Source organism: Streptomyces chisholmiae (assembly GCF_031845445.1).
Lineage (GTDB): Bacteria > Actinomycetota > Actinomycetes > Streptomycetales > Streptomycetaceae > Streptomyces > Streptomyces chisholmiae.
Window position 1 is genome coordinate 302254 of record NZ_JAVREO010000006.1, and the last position, 18419, is coordinate 320672.

At 75.0% G+C, this 18419-nt stretch carries 16 protein-coding genes; 6 read left to right on the forward strand and 10 right to left on the reverse strand.

The window, feature by feature from the left end; all coding sequences use genetic code 11:
• The first annotated feature begins 90 nt into the window (after positions 1-90).
• Entirely contained in the window at positions 91-918 is an 828-nt protein-coding gene (locus RM844_RS12710; protein WP_311667198.1) for a hypothetical protein, read from the forward strand.
• Between the two features lie 243 nt (positions 919-1161).
• Here the strand turns inward: RM844_RS12710 and RM844_RS12715 are convergent, their stop codons facing one another.
• A complete protein-coding gene (locus tag RM844_RS12715) occupies positions 1162-2004 on the reverse strand; it encodes an HAD family hydrolase (protein ID WP_311667199.1) in 843 nt (280 codons plus the stop codon).
• Positions 2005-2117: 113 nt separating this feature from the next.
• On the opposite strand from RM844_RS12715, the gene RM844_RS12720 reads away from it, so the two are divergent.
• From RM844_RS12720 to RM844_RS12740, 5 genes are all read left to right on the forward strand, one after another.
• A complete protein-coding gene (locus RM844_RS12720; RefSeq protein ID WP_311667200.1) occupies positions 2118-3065 on the forward strand; it encodes an LLM class flavin-dependent oxidoreductase in 948 nt (315 codons plus the stop codon).
• A 129-nt stretch (positions 3066-3194) separates the two neighbouring features.
• Positions 3195-4163 carry an ABC transporter ATP-binding protein gene (locus tag RM844_RS12725; protein ID WP_311667278.1) on the forward strand — a complete coding sequence of 323 codons (969 nt, stop codon included), beginning with the start codon at positions 3195-3197 and terminating at the stop codon, positions 4161-4163.
• Positions 4160-5044 carry an ABC transporter permease gene (locus RM844_RS12730; RefSeq protein WP_311667201.1) on the forward strand — a complete coding sequence of 295 codons (885 nt, stop codon included), beginning with the start codon at positions 4160-4162 and terminating at the stop codon, positions 5042-5044. Before RM844_RS12725 ends, RM844_RS12730 begins: the two co-directional genes overlap by 4 nt.
• Positions 5041-5958 carry an ABC transporter ATP-binding protein gene (locus RM844_RS12735; protein WP_311667202.1) on the forward strand — a complete coding sequence of 306 codons (918 nt, stop codon included), beginning with the start codon at positions 5041-5043 and terminating at the stop codon, positions 5956-5958. The genes RM844_RS12730 and RM844_RS12735 overlap by 4 nt, the downstream gene beginning before the upstream one ends.
• Positions 5959-6070: 112 nt before the next feature.
• Positions 6071-6793 (forward strand): ABC transporter permease subunit, encoded by a 723-nt coding sequence (locus RM844_RS12740; RefSeq protein ID WP_311667203.1) that lies wholly within the window; start codon positions 6071-6073, stop codon positions 6791-6793.
• Positions 6794-7026: 233 nt separating this feature from the next.
• On the opposite strand, the gene RM844_RS12745 is transcribed toward RM844_RS12740, so the two are convergent.
• From RM844_RS12745 to RM844_RS12785, 9 genes are all read right to left on the reverse strand, one after another.
• Entirely contained in the window at positions 7027-9093 is a 2067-nt protein-coding gene (locus RM844_RS12745; RefSeq protein ID WP_311667204.1) for a glycosyltransferase, read from the reverse strand.
• Positions 9094-9266: 173 nt separating this feature from the next.
• On the reverse strand, positions 9267-10124 hold the full coding sequence (locus RM844_RS12750) for an HAD family hydrolase (RefSeq protein WP_311667279.1): 858 nt from the start codon (positions 10122-10124) through the stop codon (positions 9267-9269).
• A 53-nt stretch (positions 10125-10177) separates the two neighbouring features.
• Positions 10178-11455, reverse strand: coding sequence for a serine--tRNA ligase (serS, locus tag RM844_RS12755; RefSeq protein ID WP_311667205.1), 1278 nt, complete (start codon positions 11453-11455; stop codon positions 10178-10180).
• A gap of 464 nt (positions 11456-11919) precedes the next feature.
• Positions 11920-12858, reverse strand: a complete 939-nt coding sequence (gene pheA / locus RM844_RS12760) for a prephenate dehydratase (RefSeq protein WP_311667206.1) — start codon at positions 12856-12858, stop codon at positions 11920-11922.
• Between the two features lie 44 nt (positions 12859-12902).
• Complete coding sequence (gene efeB, locus RM844_RS12765) at positions 12903-14132, reverse strand: iron uptake transporter deferrochelatase/peroxidase subunit (protein ID WP_311667207.1); 1230 nt, start codon at positions 14130-14132, stop codon at positions 12903-12905.
• An 86-nt stretch (positions 14133-14218) separates the two neighbouring features.
• Positions 14219-16366 (reverse strand): copper resistance CopC/CopD family protein, encoded by a 2148-nt coding sequence (locus RM844_RS12770; protein WP_311667208.1) that lies wholly within the window; start codon positions 16364-16366, stop codon positions 14219-14221.
• Entirely contained in the window at positions 16363-16887 is a 525-nt protein-coding gene (locus RM844_RS12775; protein ID WP_311667209.1) for a copper chaperone PCu(A)C, read from the reverse strand. Before RM844_RS12775 ends, RM844_RS12770 begins: the two co-directional genes overlap by 4 nt.
• A complete protein-coding gene (locus RM844_RS12780) occupies positions 16884-17549 on the reverse strand; it encodes an SCO family protein (RefSeq protein WP_311667210.1) in 666 nt (221 codons plus the stop codon). The genes RM844_RS12775 and RM844_RS12780 overlap by 4 nt, the downstream gene beginning before the upstream one ends.
• Before the next feature lie 110 nt (positions 17550-17659).
• A complete protein-coding gene (locus tag RM844_RS12785) occupies positions 17660-18400 on the reverse strand; it encodes a YcnI family protein (RefSeq protein WP_311667211.1) in 741 nt (246 codons plus the stop codon).
• Between the last annotated feature and the right edge of the window lie 19 nt (positions 18401-18419).

An 18419-nucleotide genomic window follows, 5' to 3' on the forward strand; every position in this document is an offset into this window, starting at 1 on the left:
CCGGCTATTCCCTGTCCGGAACGCGGGTCGCCCTTTACCATCGTGGTCCTTGTTCAACAGCTCGCTGCGTGAACGCAGCCGGGGGCGCCCATGAACAGCCCAGCCGAACTGCCGGCCGGTGACCGGGACGAGGTCGAGCGGCTGCTCGACGAGGCGCTGCGCGCGGCCCGGCTGTCCACCGGCGCCGAGCCGGCGCGGCTGGCCCGGCTGCGCGCGGTGCTGCTGGGCGCGCTCCCCGAGATCCTGGCCACGGCCGAACCCGAGTACCGGCGGCTGTGCGCGCTGCGCGAGCGGCTGCGGGCGGCCCAGGCCGAGCCGGGCCCGCCGCCGGCCGCGGCCGGCGCGCCGGGGCGTGCCGGGTCCGGGGCGCTGCTGGTCGCCTTCGCGCTGGTCCCGGTGCTGTCCGGGGTGAGCGCGCTGATCTTCCTGCTGCTCGGCTACGCGCTGCGGCTGGCCGATCCGGAACCGGCGGTGGCGGGGTCGATGCGCTCGGTCGGCTGGGCCTTCGCGCTGCTGGCCGCCGGGGGCGCGTTGGTCGCGGCGGGCGCCCTGGTGGTGGCCGCGGCGCGGAACGGCGCCACCTCGATCCGGGCCGCCGCGCCGGCGCCCGGCGCGGCACTGGCCGACGAGGTGGCCGAGGCCCGCGCGCGGTGGCGGCGCGCGCTGCTCGACCGGGGCCTCCAGCCGCTGCTGCGGCGGGAGTTGGCCGACGCCCCGCCGCCGGCCGGGCGCACCCCCCGGCTGCACTACACCAGCCCGCACTTCAGCAGCCCGGGGTTCTCCCGCCACACGGACGACCGGGGGACCGCCGGCCGGCCGCTCGACCACCACCGGGAGCTGCCCGAACCCGGCCTCGCCGCCCCGGACTTCACCGGGCCCGACGTCACCGGCCCGGCCGGCGACGGCGCCGACCGCTGAGCCGGGCGGCCGGCCCCCCGCCCACCCGGGACCGGCGCCGCGGTCCCGCCGGCCGCGGCGCCGGCCCAGGTCTCGTCGTCGGGTCCTCGTGGACCGGGCCGCGTTGGCCGACGCGGTGCTCCCCCGGGCCGGCGCCCGGGCGGTGCCCCATCAGGCGGAGGCCCCATCGCCGGCGGCGCCGCCCCGGACTTCACCGGGCCCGACGTCACCGGCCCGGCCGGCGACGGCGTCGGCCGCGGCGGCTCAGCGGTGGGTGGCCAGCAGGCGTTCGATGACCAGGGCGACGCCGTCGTTCTCGTTGCTCTCGGTGCGGTGCTCGGTGGCCGCCAGCACCGCCGGGTGCGCGTTGGCCATGGCGTAGCCGGTGCCGGCCCAGGTCAGCATCTCCACGTCGTTGGGCATGTCGCCGAAGGCGATCACCCGGGACGGGTCGATGCCGTTCCTGGCGCAGCGCAGCGCCAGCGTGGTGGCCTTGCTCACCTCGGGCGCGCTGATCTCCAGCAGCGCGGACGGGCTCGACCTGGTGACCTGCGCCCAGGACCCGACCCGCGCCCGGGCCAGGGCCAGGAAGTCGTCGGGCGTCAGGGTGTCGTGCTTGGCCAGCAGCTTCAGCACCGGGGCGCCCCGGTAGGCGTCGCCCTCGGCCAGCAGCTTCTCCACCGGTGCCACCTCGACCGCGGGGTCCATCGTCATCGGCGGGTAGGTGGGCTCCTGGTGCAGACCGCCGGTGCGCTCCACGGCGAAGGTCACGCCGGGCGCCGCCGAACGCAGCGCGTGCACCACCGCCAGGGCGTTCTCCCGGGGCAGCGGGCGGACCTCGATCAGCCGGCCGCCGTCCCGCAGGTCCACCACCGCGGCGCCGTTTCCGCAGATGGCCACGCCCTGGCCGTGCAGGTGCTCGCTGACCACGCCCATCCAGCGAGCCGGCCGGCCGGTGACGAAGACGATCTGAATGCCGGCGGCGCCGGCGGCCGCGAGGGCCGCCCCGGTGCGCGGGGAGATGCTGTGGTCGTGGCGGAGCAGCGTGCCGTCGAGATCGGATGCGATCAGTTGGGGGAGGGGCGCGGGTTCGGAAAGTTCTGGCACGGTCACCCAGCATATGCGCGCGCCCGCGGGCGGTGGCCGCCCGGCCGATCCGGCACCGGGGACTGGCGCGAAGCGGCACCAGGAAGGCCGGTGAGGGCCTACGCTTGTTGGCCATGGCTGTCTGCTCCGGGCCTTCGCTGCGCCTCTCCACCGCGATCCTGCCCGTCCACCGCTGGTCCCAGGGCGGCAGGGAAAGCTGGCTGCGCGCCGAGGAGTTGGGTTTCCACACCGCCTACACCTACGACCACCTCTCCTGGCGGTCCTTCCGTGACGGGCCGTGGTTCGGCGCGCTGCCGACGCTGACCGCGGCGGCCACCGTCACCGAGCGGCTGCGCCTCGGCACGCTGGTCACCTCGCCCAACTTCCGCCATCCCGTGCCGCTCGCCAAGGAGCTGCTCAGCCTCGACGACATCTCCGGCGGCCGCCTCACCCTGGGCATCGGCTCGGGCGGCACCGGCTTCGACGCCACGGCGCTCGGCGACGACGCCTGGCCGCCCAGGGAACGCGCGGACCGGTTCGCGGAGTTCCTGCGGCTGCTCGACCGGGTGCTGAGCGCGGGCGCGACCGGCGGCGAGGCAGGCGTCTCCTACCGGGGCGACTTCTACTCGGCGCGCGAGGTGCGCAACCAGCCGGGCTGCGTGCAGCGCCCCCGGCTGCCCTTCGTGGTGGCCGCCGCCGGGCGGCGCGGGATGCGCCTGGCCGCCCAGCACGGGCAGGGCTGGGTGACCACGGGCGACCCCAAGACGCTGGGCGTCGACGCCAGCCCCGCCGTCTACCGGGCCGGGCTGGCCCGCCAGCTGGAGCTGCTGGACAGCGTCTGCGAGGACAGCGGCCGGCGCCCGGCCGACCTGCGGCGGGTGCTGCTGGACGCCAGCGACCGGCCGGCCGGGGTCGGCACCCTGGACTCGGTGGACGCCTTCGTGGACCACGCGGGCCAGCTGATCGAGCTGGGCTTCGACGAACTGGTCGTGCACTGGCCGATCAAGGACTCCGTCTTCGCCGCCGACCCTGAGACCTTCGAGCGGATCGCCACCGAGGGAATGTCCCAGCTCAAGGCGTAGGTCATCCACCCTTGGTCGGATCCGCGACACCTCCTTGGCCTGACCCGGCCCCTAGGGGCCGGCGCCGAAGATGGCTACCGAAGTCTGACGCGCGAGACGTTCGTCACGGCTACCGTCGGTCGGGTGAGTGTGATTCAAACCAACGGCTTGACCAAGCGGTATCCCCGGGTGACCGCTTTGGACGGCCTGACCATCGATATCAGGGCCGGGGTGACCGGCCTGGTCGGGGCGAACGGCGCGGGGAAGTCCACCCTGATCAAGATCCTGTTGGGGTTGGCGCCGGCGACCGAGGGCACGGCCAGCGTGCTCGGCCTCGACTCGGCCCGTGACGGCGCCGCCATCCGCGCGCAGGTGGGCTACATGCCCGAGCACGACTGCCTGCCGCCCGACGTCAGCGCCACCGAGTTCGTGGTGCACATGGCCGCCATGTCCGGGCTGCCGCGGACGGCGGCCCGCGAGCGCACCGCGGACACGCTGCGGCACGTCGGGCTCTTCGAGGAGCGCTACCGCCCGATGGGCGGGTACTCGACGGGCATGAAGCAGCGGGTCAAGCTGGCCCAGGCGCTGGTCCACGACCCGAAGCTGGTGCTGCTCGACGAGCCGACCAACGGCCTCGACCCGGTGGGCCGGGACGAGATGCTCGGCCTGATCCGCCGCATCCACAGCGAGTTCGGGATCTCGGTCCTGGTCACCTCGCACCTGCTGCGGGAGCTGGAGCGCACCAGCGACCACATCGTGGTGATCGACGGCGGCTCGCTGCTCCGCTCCCAGACCACGGCCAGCTTCGTCGAGGCCACCGCCTCGCTGGCCATCGAGGTGACCGACAGCGACACCCATCCGGACGGCGCCGCCGCGCTGGCCGCCGCGCTCGCCGAGCGCGGCGTGGCGACGACGCCGGCGCCCGGCCGGCAGCTGCGGCTGGAGATAGCGGACGAGACCGTCTACGACACGGTCCGGGACGCGGTCAACGACCTCGGCCTCGGGCTGGTGCGGATGGAGCGCGGCCGACACGAGATCGCCGAGGTCTTCCGCTCCGCCGCCCCGGCCGGCGTCGGCGGCCAGGCAGGCGACGGCACCAGCGTGGAGGTCACGCGATGAGCAGCGGCACGGACGCCCGCATCCACAACATCGGCTACCGCAACTACACCGGTGAGCGGCTCGGCATCGCGTACGCGCGGCGCGCGCTCTTCACGCACTCGCTGCGTGGTTCCTTCGGTCTGGGCCGCTCGGCCCGCTCCAAGGTGCTGCCGATGGGGCTGCTCGGCATCATGCTGGCGCCGGCCCTGGTGATGGTGGCCGTGGCCGCCTTCGTCGGACTCGACGAGCTGCCCATCGAGTACACCAGCTACGCCCTGTTCATGCAGCCCATCGTGGGCCTCTACGTGGCGCTCGCGGCGCCCCAGATGGTCTCGCTCGACTTGCGGTTCAAGGTCACCCCGCTGTACTTCTCCCGGCCCATCGAGCGCACCGACTACGTCGCGTCGAAGTTCGCCGCGCTGAGCGTCGCGATCTTCCTCTTCGTGTCGCTGCCGCTGGTGATCGCCTATGTCGGCGGGCTGCTGGCCGAGTTGGGCTTCGCCGAGCAGAGCAAGGGCTTCGGCCAGGGGCTGCTGCTCTCGGTGCTCTTCGCGCTGCTGCACGCGGCCATCGCGCTGCTGGTGGCCAGCTTCACCCCGCGCCGTGGCTTCGGCGTCGCCGCCGTGATCGGCGTGCTGACCATCCCCTACTTCGCGGTGACCGCCATCCAGGCCGTCGCCTGGGAGTCGGGCGAGGCCGGCCTGGTCGGCTGGATGGGGCTCTTCTCGCCCGGCACGCTGATCGACGGCATCCAGTCCGCGTTCCTCGGCGGCGAGTCGGGCTACCCCGGTCTCGAGCCGGCCACCACCGCGGCGGGCACGGCCCAGCTGCTGGTCAGCCTCGCCCTGATCGTCGTCTGCTACCTGCTGCTGGGACGCCGCTACCGAAAGGCCGGGCTGTGACCACTCTGCACATCACCAACACCTCCCGCTGGTTCGGGAACGTGGTCGCGGTCAACGACGTCACCATGACCATCGGCCCCGGCGTCACCGGGCTGCTCGGCCCGAACGGCGCCGGCAAGTCCACCCTGATCAACATGATGAGCGGCTTCCTGGCGCCGTCCGCCGGCACGGTCACCCTGGACGAGCGGCCGATCTGGCGGAACGCCGAGAGCTACCGCGAGATCGGCCTGGTGCCGGAGCGCGAGGGCATGTACGACTACCTCACGGGCGGCGAGTTCGTGCTGGCCAACGCCGAGCTGCACGGCCTGGCCGACCCGGCGGCCGCGACGGCCGAGGCGCTGGCCACGGTCGAGATGACGCACGCCGCGGACCGCCGCATCGACACCTACAGCAAGGGCATGCGGCAGCGGGTCAAGATGGCCTCCGCCCTGGTGCACGACCCGTCGGTGCTGCTGCTGGACGAGCCGTTCAACGGCATGGACCCCAGGCAGCGGCTGCAACTGATGGACGTGCTGGCCAAGATGGGCGACGAGGGCCGCACGGTGCTCTTCTCCTCGCACATCCTGGAGGAGGTCGAGCAGCTCGCCAGCCACATCGAGGTGATCGTCGCCGGCCGGCACGCCGCCTCGGGCGACTTCCGCCGGATCCGCCGCCTGATGACGGACCGGCCGCACCGCTACCTGATCCGCTCCAGCGACAACCGGGCGCTGGCCGCCGCGCTGATCGCGGACGCCTCCACCACCGGCATCGAGGTGGACCTCACGGAGGACGCGCTGCGGGTCGAGGCGGTCGACTTCCAGCGCTTCACCGAGCAGCTGCCCGGCCTGGCCAGGGCGCGCGACATCCGGCTGCTGACGGTCGCCCCCGCCGACGAGTCCCTGGAGAACGTCTTCTCCTACCTGGTGGGGACGTGACGATGCGCCCACTCGCCCGCCCCGCAGAAGCCATGGCCGCGACCGCGCGCGTGGCCCGCCGTCGGCGTACCGCCATCGAGTCGGCGTACCGCCGTTAAGGAGCCTCACCGCGATGTACAACCACACCGTCGCCCGGCTCACCTACCGGGCCCTGCTCGGCCGTCGCCGGGTGCTGATCCTGATCGCCCTGCCCGCGCTGCTGCTCGCCATCTCGGTGGCCGTCCGCGTGCTCAGTGGCTCCGACGACGCGGCCGCGGTCGACATCCTCGGGGGCTTCGCCCTCGCCGCGATGGTCCCGCTGATCGGCGTGGTCGCCGGCACGGGCGCCATCGCGCCGGAGATCGACGACGGCTCGATCGTCTACCTGCTCGCCAAGCCGCTGCCGCGGCGCACCATCATCCTCACCAAGCTGATCGTCGCCGTGTCGGTCACCATCGCCTTCACCACGGCCCCGATCCTGGTCGCCGGCCTGATCCTGAACGGCAACGGCCTGGGCATCGCCTCCGGCTACACGGTCGCCGCCGGGGCCGCCGCGGTGGCCTACGGCGCGCTCTTCCTGCTGCTGGGCACCATCTCGCGGAACGCCGTGGTCATCGGCCTGATCTACGCGCTGGTCTGGGAGGCCCTGCTGGGCAACGTGCTGCCCGGCGTGCGCACGCTCAGCGTCCAGCAGTGGTCGCTGTCGCTGGCCGAGGGGATAGCCGAGTCGGGCGCCGGCGTCACCTCCGACGTGGCGCTGCCGCTCGCGCTGGTCCTGCTGGTCTCGGCCACCGTGCTGGGCACCTGGTACGCGATCCGCCGGCTCACCGCGCTCACCGTGACCGGCGACGGCTGAGGCGCCCCCTGCCGCTCCGGGCCGCCGGCCCGGAGCGGCGCCGCGCCGGCCCGGCGGGCGTATCGTCGCCGGCCAGGGCGTCGCCGTGTCGCCGGGCGCCCTCCGGGACTCCGCCGAGCGGACCGCCCGGGGTCAGACCTCCCGGGCGAGGCCGTTCGGACAGGTGCTGGCGGGTGCCCCGGGCCGGAGCCGGTCCGGCAGCAGCACGCCGGGGCCGGTGGTGCTCCAGGCGGTCAGTCCGGCTGGTCGGTACTGGTCAACGCCAGGTCGTGGGCGCCGGTGAAGCGGAGCCGCAGGCGCGCCGCCGGCGCCCCCGGCAGGTCGACCGGCGGGAAGACGTCGGTGGTGCGCCGGTCAACGCCGTCGCCGCCGATCCTGGCCAGCACCGCCCGGGTGCCGTCCGGGGCGCGCAGCGTCAGCCGCCAGTCGCCCCGCGCCCCCGGACGGGCGGCGGTCGCCGCCGCGTGCGGGATGGTCAGCAGGACCCGGCCGTCCGCGCCGTCCGGCCGGCAGCCCACGGCGAACTCCGCCCCCGGCTGCTCCCCCACGCCCTCGGCGTGCGCCGTCCACGCCGTGTTCGGCCCGACCCCCGGCCCCGCCGGCAGCGCCGACACCTCGAACGCGGTCCTCGCCAGCCGCACCTCGCCGACCTCCGCGTGCGCCGGCCGAAGCCAGGTGCGCAGCGTGAGGTTGCCCTCCTTGGTGCGGTAGGGAATCCACGCGCCCACCCCTCGCTCGTCCACCCGGGGCGCCGCGCCGAGCAGCGCCGCCTGCCGCACCTGGTCGGCGGCGACCCGCAGCAGCCGGCCGCCGGCGCCCGGCCGGACGAAGAAGTCCCAGCGCCCCTCGGCCAGTTCCAGCTCCGCCGGGCTCAACAGCAGCTCGACGCGGCGCCTGCCGCGGCCCGCCGGCAGCGGCAGCGTGACGTCCCGCCCCCGTGGGTCGTGCCGGCGCCGCAGCACCAGCCGGGCCGCCCCCCTGGGCAGCGACCCACCGTCCAGCGAGATCCGCAGCGCCCCGTCCGCCCAGCTCTCGCCGTAGCCGTGCGGCCGGCCGCCGAGCGCGGCCGCGGGGCGCCAGACCCGCAGCAGGCCGCCCAGCCGGCCGGCCCGCCCCCCGACGGGCCGCACGGGGCCGGCCTGCGAGGCGTCCGGCGCCCACTCCCGGAACAGCTTCTCGTACCGTTCGGCGATCACCGGCGGGTCGTAGGCGGCGGCCGTCGCCCGGCCCCGCGCGGCCAGCCGCCGGCGCAGCGCCACGTCGGCCAGCAGCGGGCGCAGCGCCCCGGCCAGCGCCTCGCTGCCGCCGGCCAGCGGGGACAACAGCCCGTTCTCGCCCTGGGAGATGATCTCCCGCGGCCCGTGCGGGCAGTCGGTGGCGACCACCGGCAGGCCACACCGCATGGCCTCCACGATGGTCAGACCGAACGACTCGGCGTCCGACGAGACCACCGCGACCGACCCCTTGACCCACTCCGTCTCGATCGGCGCGGCCGCCCCCAACAGGCGGGCCCGGTTGTGCAGTCCCAGGTCGCCGATCCGCTGCCGCAGCCGGTCCCGCTCCGCGCCCCGGCCGTAGATCCGCAGCCGCCAGTCGGGGAACTCGGGCGCCAGCAGGGCGAACGCGTCGATCAGCCGGTCGTAGCGCTTCACCGGGGCCAGCCGGCCGGCGGCCACGATCAGCCGGGAGTCGCCGCGCGCCGGCGGCACGTCCGGCGCGGGGGAGCAGTTGGGCACGTGCGTCACCACGGGTCCTTCGGGGCCCAGCGCCGCCGCGTACCGCTCGGCGTCCGCCGCGGAGACGCAGACCAGCGCGTCCAACTCCCGGGCGGCGGCCAGCTGGACGGCCCTGGCCCGGCGGCCACGGGCCTCGTAGCCGACGTGCTCCTGGGCGACCCTGAGGTAGTGGCGCCGCCCGAGCCTGGCCAGGTAGAGGTTGAGCACCGGGCGGGTGGCGACCACCACGTCGGCGTCCACCCCGGCGAGGAAGTCCGCCAGCCGCTCGTCGCTGAGCGCGCTGGGCGCCACCTGGCCGTGGTTCATCGGGTGTGCGGCGAAGACCCGGCTGGGGTCGGCCGGCTCCGGGCCCTGGCCGGCGGCGTCGGCCGCGCCGGGGCGCAGGTCGATCAGCGGGGTGATCGCCACCCGGGGGTCGAACCGCAGGCTGGGGCTGGTCCTGGAGCGGTAGAGGCTGGCGATCCGCACCTGGTGCCGCTCGGCCAGGGCGCCGCTGAGGCTGGCCACCGAGCGGATGGTGCCCCCGATGCCGTAGGCGTTGTTGAGCAGAAAGACGATCTTCACCCGGCCCCCCGGCGTTGCGCACGTCTCCATTACTGCCGGTTCGACGGGGCCCGCACCGGAGCGGTTCCCTCGCGGCCCGCGCCGGGGGGCGGCGCCGGGGTCCGCCCCGGGGCGCGGGTCGACGGGTCGGGACGGCCCACGGGCACCGCCCGGCGTCGGCCCGCGGACGCGGGTCAGCGACCGGTCGTCAGCAGCCGTTCCAGCACCACGGCGATGCCGTCCTCGTGGTTGCCCGTGGTGATCTCGTCGGCCGCCGCCAGGACCGCCGGGTGGGCGCCGGCCATCGCCACCGAGTGCCGGGCCCAGCCGAACATCGGCAGGTCGTTGGGCATGTCGCCGAAGGCGATCGTCTCCGCCGCCCGCACCCCGAGGCGGCGCGCCGCCAGCGACAGGCCGGTGGCCTTGCTGAGGCCGAGCGGCAGCACCTCGACCAGCCCCTCGCCGGAGACCGTCACCCCCACCGCGTCGCCGACCTCGGCCAGCGCCGCCGCCGCGAACGTGTCGTCGTCCCAATCGGGGTGGCGCAGGTAGAGCTTGATCAGCGGCTCGGCGAAGAGCGCGGCCCGCTCCCCGGACCGCCACTGCCCCGCCGTCTCCAGCTCGGTGCGGAAGCCGCTGCCCGGCGCCGCCTGGAACCGCTCGTCCAGCACCACCTGGCCGTCCAGTCCGTCCCGGTTCGCGGCGACCCCGAGCGGGCCGAACGCCTCCTCCAACCGGGCCACCACGGCCCGGGCCAGCGCCCGGTCCAGGGTCACCGAGGTCACCAGCCGGTGCTCGCCCGCGTGGTAGAGCTGGGCGCCCTGACCGCAGACGGCCAGCCCGCGGTAGTCCAGGTCGTCCAGGATGCTCCGGGTCCAGGGCACCGCCCGGCCGGTCACCACGATGTGCTGGGCGCCGGTCGCCATCGCGGCGCGCAGCGCCTCGCGGGTGCGGCCGGAGATCGTCTCGTCCGGCTGGAGCAGGGTGCCGTCCAGGTCGGTCGCGATCAGCCGGTAGGGGAAGCCGCCGGCCGCGCCCGCCTGGGCCGGCAGCGGAACGGCGGCGGTCGGTCCGACCGCCGCCGTCGGCTCCGGCTGGAGCTGGCTCACGGGGCGACCGGCTCAAGCGCCTCGCGCCCGCCGAGGAACGGCCGCAGCGCCTCGGGGACCCGCACCGAGCCGTCGGCCCGCTGGTGGTTCTCCAGCAGCGCCACGATGGTGCGGGAGACGGCGCAGAGGGTGCCGTTGAGGGTGGCCAGCGGCCGGGTCCGGCCCGACTCGCGCATCCTGACCTGGAGCCGGCGGGCCTGGAACTCGGTGCAGTTGGAGGTGGAGGTCAGCTCGCGGTACCGGCCCTGGGAGGGGAGCCACGCCTCGCAGTCGTACTTGCGGCTGGCCGAGGCGCCCAGGTCCCCGCTGGCCACGTCGATCACCCGGAAGGGCAGTTCGAGCGAGGTGAGCCACTGCTTCTCCCAGGCGAGCAGCCGCTCCAACTCGGCCTCGGCCTCCTCCGGCGCGACGAAGGAGAACATCTCCACCTTGGTGAACTGGTGCACCCGGAAGATGCCCTTGGTGTCCTTGCCGTAGGAGCCGGCCTCGCGCCGGTAGCAGGGCGAGATCCCGGCGTACCGCAGCGGCAGCTGGTCGGCCTCGATGATCTCGTCCAGGTGGTAGGCGGCGAGCGGCACCTCGGAGGTGCCGACCAGGAAGAAGTCGTCCTGCTCCAGGTGGTAGACGTCGCTCGCGGCCTGGCCGAGGAAGCCGGTGCCCGCCATCGCGCGGGGCCGCACCAGCGACGGCGTCACCATCGGCACGAAGCCGGCGGCGGTGGCCTGCGCGACCGCCGCGTTCACCAGGGCCAGCTCCAGCAGCGCGCCCTGGCCCCGCAGGTAGGCGAAGCGCGAGCCGGAGACCTTGGCGGCGCGCTCGGTGTCGATGGCGCCCAGCGCCTGGCCGAGGTCCAGGTGGTCCCTGGGGGTGAAGCCCTCGGCGGCGAAGTCCCGGATCTCGCCGACGGTCTCGCGCACCGTGAAGTCGTCCTCGCCGCCCACCGGGACGTCGGGGTGGACCACGTTGGAGAGCTGGAGCGCCAGCGCCTCCGCCTCGGCCGCCGCCTCGTCGCGGGCCGTGTCGGCGCCCTTGACCTCGGCGGACAGCTCGCCGGCGCGGGCCAGCAGCGCGGCCTTCTCCTCGCCTTCGGCGCGCGGGATCTGCTTGCCCAGCCGCTTCTGCTCGGCGCGCAGCTCGTCGAAGCGCGCCCCGGAGGACCTGCGCCGTTCGTCGGCGGACAGCAGGCGGTCCACCAGGTCGACGTCTTCACCACGGGCGCGCTGCGAGGCGCGCACCAGGTCCGGGTTCTCGCGGAGCAGTCGAAGGTCAATCACAGCGACAGGCTACCGGGCGCCCATCGGCCGTCGAAACGGGAAAAGCCCCCGTCGCATTTCACCGGTTATGCCCGGAAAGTCGATCCGCGTTCTCCCCAGGCTTCCCCAAGTTATCCACAGGCTGTGGCGGCGGGCTGTGGATGAACGGGGTGGTGCGTTTCGGCCCATCAGGTGCGGGCCGGATAATGCCCCACGCAAACCCCGGTCATTCGCACTTCCGAGGGAATCCACGAGAATCTCTGGGAAACTCACTCGCTCTCAAGGGTTATTCGGGGCGATTCAGGTGACGAAAGGCGTTCTATCGCGCCATGAGCATCTTGGGGTGAGGTATCCGGCTATGTGGGACATGTCGGTTTCGGTGTGCCGTCCCGCGTATCGACTTATACACAGCCACCGAGGGCTGCCTGTGGATAACCCGCCGAAGTATCCACAGGCCAGCCCTTCGGCCTCGTCGGCCGGCCGACTCAGGACCGCTCGGGACGCCCGTCCAGGCAGCGCGTCAGCCAGTCGGCCGCCGTCAGGAAGTCCTCGTCCGCGGTCCCCGCCCCCACCGTCGGCCGCACCCCGTCGGCCCGCGGGTAGGAACCCAGATAACGCACGTCCGAGCAGAGCCGCCGCAACCCCATCAGCGCCTCGCCGACCCGGCGCTCCGCCACGTGCCCCTCGCAGTCCACCGAGAAGCAGTACTGCCCGATGCCCTTCCCCGTCGGCCGCGACTCGATCCGGGTCAGGTTCACCCCGCAGGTCGCGAACTCCTGGAGCACGTCCAGCAGCGCGCCCGGGTGGTCCTGGTGCAGCCACAGCACCACCGACGTCTTGTCCGCGCCGGTCGGCGCCGCCGGCCGGGCCGGCCGGCCCACCAACACGAACCTGGTGGTCGCGTTGTCGGCGTCGTGGATGTCCGTGACCAGCGGGTGCAGCCCGTAGGTCGCCGCCGCGAACTCGCCGGCGAAGGCCGCGTCGAACCGGCCCTCCTGCACCAGCCGGGCGCCGTCCGCGTTGGACGCCGCCGACTCCCAGACCGCGTCCGGCAGCTCCCGACCCAGCCAGCCGCGCACCTGCGGCTGCGCCACCGGGTGGCCGGTCACCGTCTTGACATCCGCCAACTCGGTGCCGGGCCGCACCAACAGGGCGAACGCGATCGGCAGCAGCACCTCGCGGTAGATCATCAACGGCTGCCCGGTGGCCAGCTCGTCCACCGTCGAGGTGACCCCGCCCTCCACCGAGTTCTCGATCGGCACCAGCGAGGCCGCCGCCTCCCCGCCGCGCACCGCGTCCAGCGCCGCCGGCACCGAGATCATCGGGACCAGCGTCCGGGTCGCCGCCTCCGGCAGCGTGCGCAGGGCGGCCTCGGTGAACGTGCCCTCGGGACCCAGATAGGTGTAGCGGCTCGCGGAAGTCATGGCGCTCACGGTAGCCCCGTTCGGCCGTCCCCCGTCGCGCACCATCAGCTTTCGAGAAGGGCCTGGCCCACGTACTCGCCCTCGGCCGCGCCTCCCGGCACCGCGAACAGGCCGCTGGACTCGTGCCGGACGAACGTGCTCAGCGCGTCCCCCCGGTCCAGCTTGCGCTGCACCGTGACGAACGACCGCAGCGGATCCGCCTGCCAGCAGACGAAGAGCAGCCCGGCGTCCGGCGCGCCGTCCTCCAGCGCCCCGTCGTGGTAGGAGAAGGACCGCCGCAGCATCGTCGCCCCGCCGTTGCTCTCCGGCGCGCTCACCCGCACGTGGGCGTTGCCGGCGATCACCGGTTGGCCGTCCGGGTGGGTCGCCGCCAGGTCGACCGGCGTGGTCTCGTCGCCGCCGGTCAGCGGGGCGCCGTCGGACCTGCGCCGGCCCAGCACCCGCTCCCGCTCCTCGCCCGGCAGCTCCTCCCAGTCGTCCAACAGCATCCGGATCCGGCGCACCACCGCGTAGGAACCGTGCGCCATCCACGCCGGCTCGCCGCCCGCCGGCACGAAGATCCGCTCGTCGAAGTCGGGATCGTCCGGGCTCGGGTTGTTGGTGCCGTCGACCTGGCCCATCAGGTTGCGGACGGACATCGGCCGGGCGGTCGCGCCCGGGCTGCGGCTGAAGCCGGCCATCTGCCACCTGACGTCCGCCGTCCCGGCGGCGGCCCGCCGCAGCGCCCGCAGCGCGCCGAACGCCACCAACGGATCGTCCGCCCCGACCTGCACCCACAGATCGCCCTCCGAACGCGACGCGTCCAGCGCGTCGTTGGAGAACGCCGGCAGCGGGGCCAGCGCCGCCGGGCGCCGCTCGACCAGCCCGGTGGCGTCGAAGAAGCTGTGCCCGAACCCGAAGGTCACCGTCAACGAGGCCGGCCCGGCGTCGTCCGCGATCCCGGTGCCGGCCTCGTCCGGCCGGCCGGCCATCAGCTCGGCGGCCAGCGTCGACCAGCGCCGCAACAGCGCGGCGGCGCCCCGCCGGCCCGCGTCCGGGACCAGGTCGAAGGCGACCAGATGGGCGCGGGACTGGAGGGGCGTGGTGATCCCCGGCTGCCGCGTGCCGTGAAACGGCACCGTGGCGCTGCCCAACGTGTTCAGCGCGGGCCCCGCGGGCGTGGAGGCGGCGGCGTGGCCGATGGCCCCGCTGGCGGCGCCGGCGGCCAGCCCGGCGACGCCGGTCGCGGTGGCGGTGCCGAGCAGCCGGCGGCGGGAGATGCTGTGCTCAGTCATGGTGGTGCGGGTTCCGCTCGTGGATGCGACGGGGTGGGTGGTTCAGGTGGGGTGCGTGGCGGGGCACGGTGCTGGTCTCCGGAGGTTCAGCGGACGGTGAGCGTGGTGGTCTCGGTGACCTGGTCGATCGCCGAGGTACGGACGGTCAGGTCCAGCTCCCACGCGCCGGGCCGCGGCAGTTGGACATCGACGGCGGTCCAGTGCCCGACGTCCACCGGCCCCGGCTCGAAGCGCAGCGGTCCCAGCTCCTCGGCGGGCAGCGTCAGGCTGATCCGGACCTCCTCGGCCGGGTGCGGCGCGCCGTCGGGACCGGTCAGGTAGACGTGCAGCCGGTTCTCGCCGACCGCGCCCGGCGTCAGCTCCAGCGCCGCCGTGCCGGCGCCGGCCGGGCCGCCCGTGTCGTAGGACACGGTCGCCGAGGCGACGGCGGCGTCGGCCGCCGGCGCGGCCTCGGCCTCGGTGCGGGCCGGCGGGGTGCCGGTCAGCGCCGTGGTGACGGCCAGCACGGCGACGGCGACGGCCGTCTCCAGCAGCAGGGCGCGGCGCAGGCCGGCGCGCGCGGGGTGCTCGGCGCGGCGCCGCCGCACGGCCTCCGCGGCGCGGCGCTGCCGCGCCAGCTGCCGCGCCCGCACGGGATCGACGCCCCCGGCTCCGCCGGTGCGAGCGGCCCCGGCCCGGAGGCCGGTCCCCGCCGGGCCCTCCGTTTCCCGTTCGGCACGGGTCCCGGCCGGGGCCGGGACCGCCGGCTGGTCGCGCCGGTCCGCCGCAGGCGGGGCCGCGACCTCGGCCGTGGCGCGGCTTTCGGCCTCGACATCGGCCTCAGCCCTGGCGTCAACCCCGGCATCGGTCCCTGCTCGGGAGCCGGTCGCGGGCTCGCTCCTGGCTTCGGCCTGGGCATCGCTCCCCGCCGCGGGCGTGGCCGCGACCTCGGCCGTGGCGCCGCCTTCGGTGTGGGCCCCCACACCGGTCTGGGGCTCCGCCCCCGGGCCGGGGAGGGCCGCCGTCCAGCGGCGGGAGAGGCCGGCGACACACAGCAGCAGGCCCACCAGCAGCAGCTTGGCGATCAGCAGTCGCCCGTACTCCGTGCCGGTCAACGCCGTGAGCGTGCCGACCTGCCGCCAGCTCTGGTAGAGCCCGGTGGCCGCCAGCGCCGCCACCGAGGTCAGGGCCACCGTCGAGAACCGGCGCACCGCGGCCACCGGCGGCAGCTCCGCCTCGGGGGCGCGGGCCAGCGCGACCAACGTGGCCAGGCCGCCCAGCCAACAGGCCATCGCCAGCAGGTGGACGATGTCGGCCGGGATGGCCACCGCCGTCTGCGGCCCGGTGGCCGCGTGCTCGGCCAGCGCCCAGGTGGCGGCCAGTCCCAGGGCCAGCGCGCCGCCGGCCAGGCCCAGGCCGAAGCGCAGGTCCCGGACCGGCTGGGGCGCGCCGGCCGCCACCGCCCTGGCGTACCGCCCGTGCAGCAGCGCGACCAGGAACGCGGCGGCGGAGAGCAGCACCAGCCGGCTGAGCAGCGCCGTGCCGGCCCGGGAGTCCACCACCTGGGCGAGTCCGTCCAGGTCGAGGGCGTCGGACAGCCGGCCGGTGGTCGTGTAGGGCACCCGCACCAGGAGCAGCGCCGCCGTGGTGCCGACCAGCGTGAGCCAGCCGGCGAGGGTCAGCCGCACCACGGCGTGGCGGCCCGCCGCCCCCGGCCAGCAGACCAGTGCGAAGAACGCGGGCCCGACCAGCAGCAGGAAGCCGGCGTAGGCGGCGTAGCGCAGCCCGTCGTAGAGCAGCCCGACGGCGCCGTCGTCCGGGCCGCCGGTCGCCAGCGTGACGCTGGTCTCCGAGGGTGCCCCCACCGAGAAGGTGAAGGCGCCCGCGATCGGGTGGCTGTCGTTGGAGATGGCCTGCCAGGCCACGGTGTAGGTGCCGTCGGCCAGGTCGGGCCGGACGGTGACGCCCTGTTCGCCGCCGCCGGCCCGGGCCGAGACGCCCCCGGTGTCGACCCGCTCGCCGTCCGGGGCGAGCACCCGGATGCCGTCGTCCGAGACGGAGACCTGTTCGGAGAAGGTCAGCACGACCTCGGCCGGGGCCTCGGCCACCACCTCGCCGTCCCCGGGGCTGGTGCCGGTGAGGGTGGCGTGCGCGGCGGCCGGGGTGGCGCCCAGCAGCAGCGCGGCCAGCGCGCCGACGGCCAGCCCGACGGTCAGCAGCAGTCCGCCCAGGGGACGGGAGACGGCGGCGATCATGACGAGTGGTCACCCCCGTGGTCGTGGTCGGCGCCGGTGTGGGTGGCGGAGGCCACCGGCACCTCGACGGTGAGCGGCTCCGAGACCTCGAAGCGCAGCTCCACCGAGACGGTGTCGCCCTCCACGGGCGCCTCGGTCAGGTCGAGGAACATCAGGTGGGCGCCGCCCCGTTCCAGGAGCAGCTCACCGCCGGCCGGCACGGGCAGCCCGTCCACCCGCCGCATGGCGTTGTCCACGGTCTGGTGGATCTCCACGGTGCCGGCCAGCTCGCTGCTGGCCGAGAGCAGCGTGTCGTCGGCGTCGCCCGCGTTGTGCACGGTGAGGAAGCCGCCCGCCACCTCCGGGTTGACCGGCTCCGGCAGGTAGGCGTCGGTGACGCTCAGCTCCGGGGCGCCGCCCGCGTCCGGGCCGTCGGCCGCCGCCTCGTCGGCGCCGCCGCAGCCGGTGGCCAGCAGGGCGGTCGCCGCGGCCAGGGCGAGCGCCGGCAGCCCGGCCCGGCGGGCCCGGCGGGGCCGGGTCACGGCAACTCCCCGTCGATCAGCAGCGGCAGGTCCCGCTCGAAGGTCTCGGCCGTGACGCCCTCGGTGTAGATGACGTGCGCCTGGTCGTCGGTCGGCAGGAACGCCAGCACCTGGGTGCCGTGGGTGGAGACGATGTCGCCGTTGTCGTCCTCGTAGGACGGCTCGATGGCGACGCCGAGCGTCCGGGCCGCCGCCTCGATGTCGGCGAAGTCGCCGGTCAGGCCGATGAACTCCGGGTCCTGGGCGGCCAGCCACGGGCCGAGCGACTCGGGGGTGTCCCGCTCCGGGTCGGTGGTGACGAAGACGACCCGCAGCTCGGCACGCTGCTCGGGGGTGAGGGTGGTGGCCGCCACGGCGATGTTGCTCATGGTCAGCGGGCAGATGTCGGGGCAGTTGGTGTAGCCGAAGTAGAGCAGCGTCGGGTGGCCGGCCGTCTCCGCGACCAGGTCGTAGGGCTGGCCCTCGGTGTCGGTGAGGACCAGCTCGGGCTTGGCGAACGGGGTGTCCAGCACGGTGCCCTCGTCCTCGGCCTGGGCGCCGGAGACCTCGGCCGCCGGGGACTCGCCGGTGTCGTCGGTGGAGCCGTCGTCGCTGCCGCAGGCCGCCAGGGTGAGCGCGAGCGCGGCGCAGAGCAGGCCGGTGCGGATGGTGCGTGTACGCATGTGTCGCTGTGCTTTCGGGTGCGTGGGTGCGGTGGGTGGGGTTGGGACCGGGTGGTGGGCCGGGGGTGGGGCGGGCGTACCCGCCCCACCCGCGCGGCGCGGGGCCTGGCTCAGGCGGTGTCGCGGCGCCGGTTGGCCAGCACGCCGAAGACCACGCCGGCCACGCCGACCGCGATGCCCACGCCGCCGAGCACCCGGGCCGTGGTGTCGGCCCCGTTCCCGTCGTCGTCGGCCGCCGCGGCCTGCTCGTTCTCCTGGGCGTCCGCGGTGTCGGCCGCGGCCTGGTCGCCGTGCCCGTGGCCGTGCGCGTCGTCGCCGCCCGGCGTCAGGCGGAGCACGGCGGCCGGCTCGGCCGGCTCCTCCCCGCCCTCGGCCGGCTCCTCGATCCAGCGCACGACCTCGTCGTTGTCGTAGGTCTGGAGCGCCTTGAAGAACAGCTGGTCGACGCCCTCCGGCAGGGGGCCGACGGAGAGCGGGAACTGCTGGAAGGTGCCGGGGGTGATCTCGCCACCGCTCCAGGTGATCACGCTGGGCACCTCGGTGACCTCACCGCCGTGCACCTCGACCGGCTCGTCCAGCTCGATGGTCTGCACGTCGATCTCCCAGCCGGGGACCGGCTGCGGCATCACCGACGTCATCGGGTGCTCGGTGTCGAGGTGCAGCTCCAGCTCGACGGTCGAGGCGTTGTCCCGCTCGTTGGGCACCTTGATGTTGAGCACCTGGTAGCCGCCGGCCTCGGCCTCGGCCGGGTCGATGCTCACATGCGCCTGGGCCGGGGTGGCCAGGGCGAGCAGGGCGACGGCGCCGGCGGCCACGGCGGCGGCGGAGACACCCTTGCGGACACGGTTCATGCTTCTTCACTCCACGGTC

Excerpts from the sequence above, each read along its gene's own strand:
- RM844_RS12785 (WP_311667211.1), bottom strand. The coding sequence starts at position 18,400 with ATGAACCGTGTCCGCAAGGGTGTCTCCGCCGCCGCCGTGGCCGCCGGC.
- RM844_RS12720 (WP_311667200.1), top strand. The coding sequence starts at position 2,118 with ATGGCTGTCTGCTCCGGGCCTTCGCTGCGCCTCTCCACCGCGATCCTG.
- RM844_RS12770 (WP_311667208.1), bottom strand. The coding sequence starts at position 16,366 with ATGATCGCCGCCGTCTCCCGTCCCCTGGGCGGACTGCTGCTGACCGTC.
- RM844_RS12780 (WP_311667210.1), bottom strand. The coding sequence starts at position 17,549 with ATGCGTACACGCACCATCCGCACCGGCCTGCTCTGCGCCGCGCTCGCG.
- RM844_RS12710 (WP_311667198.1), top strand. The coding sequence starts at position 91 with ATGAACAGCCCAGCCGAACTGCCGGCCGGTGACCGGGACGAGGTCGAG.
- pheA (WP_311667206.1), bottom strand. The coding sequence starts at position 12,858 with ATGACTTCCGCGAGCCGCTACACCTATCTGGGTCCCGAGGGCACGTTC.
- RM844_RS12740 (WP_311667203.1), top strand. The coding sequence starts at position 6,071 with ATGTACAACCACACCGTCGCCCGGCTCACCTACCGGGCCCTGCTCGGC.
- RM844_RS12730 (WP_311667201.1), top strand. The coding sequence starts at position 4,160 with ATGAGCAGCGGCACGGACGCCCGCATCCACAACATCGGCTACCGCAAC.
- efeB (WP_311667207.1), bottom strand. The coding sequence starts at position 14,132 with ATGACTGAGCACAGCATCTCCCGCCGCCGGCTGCTCGGCACCGCCACC.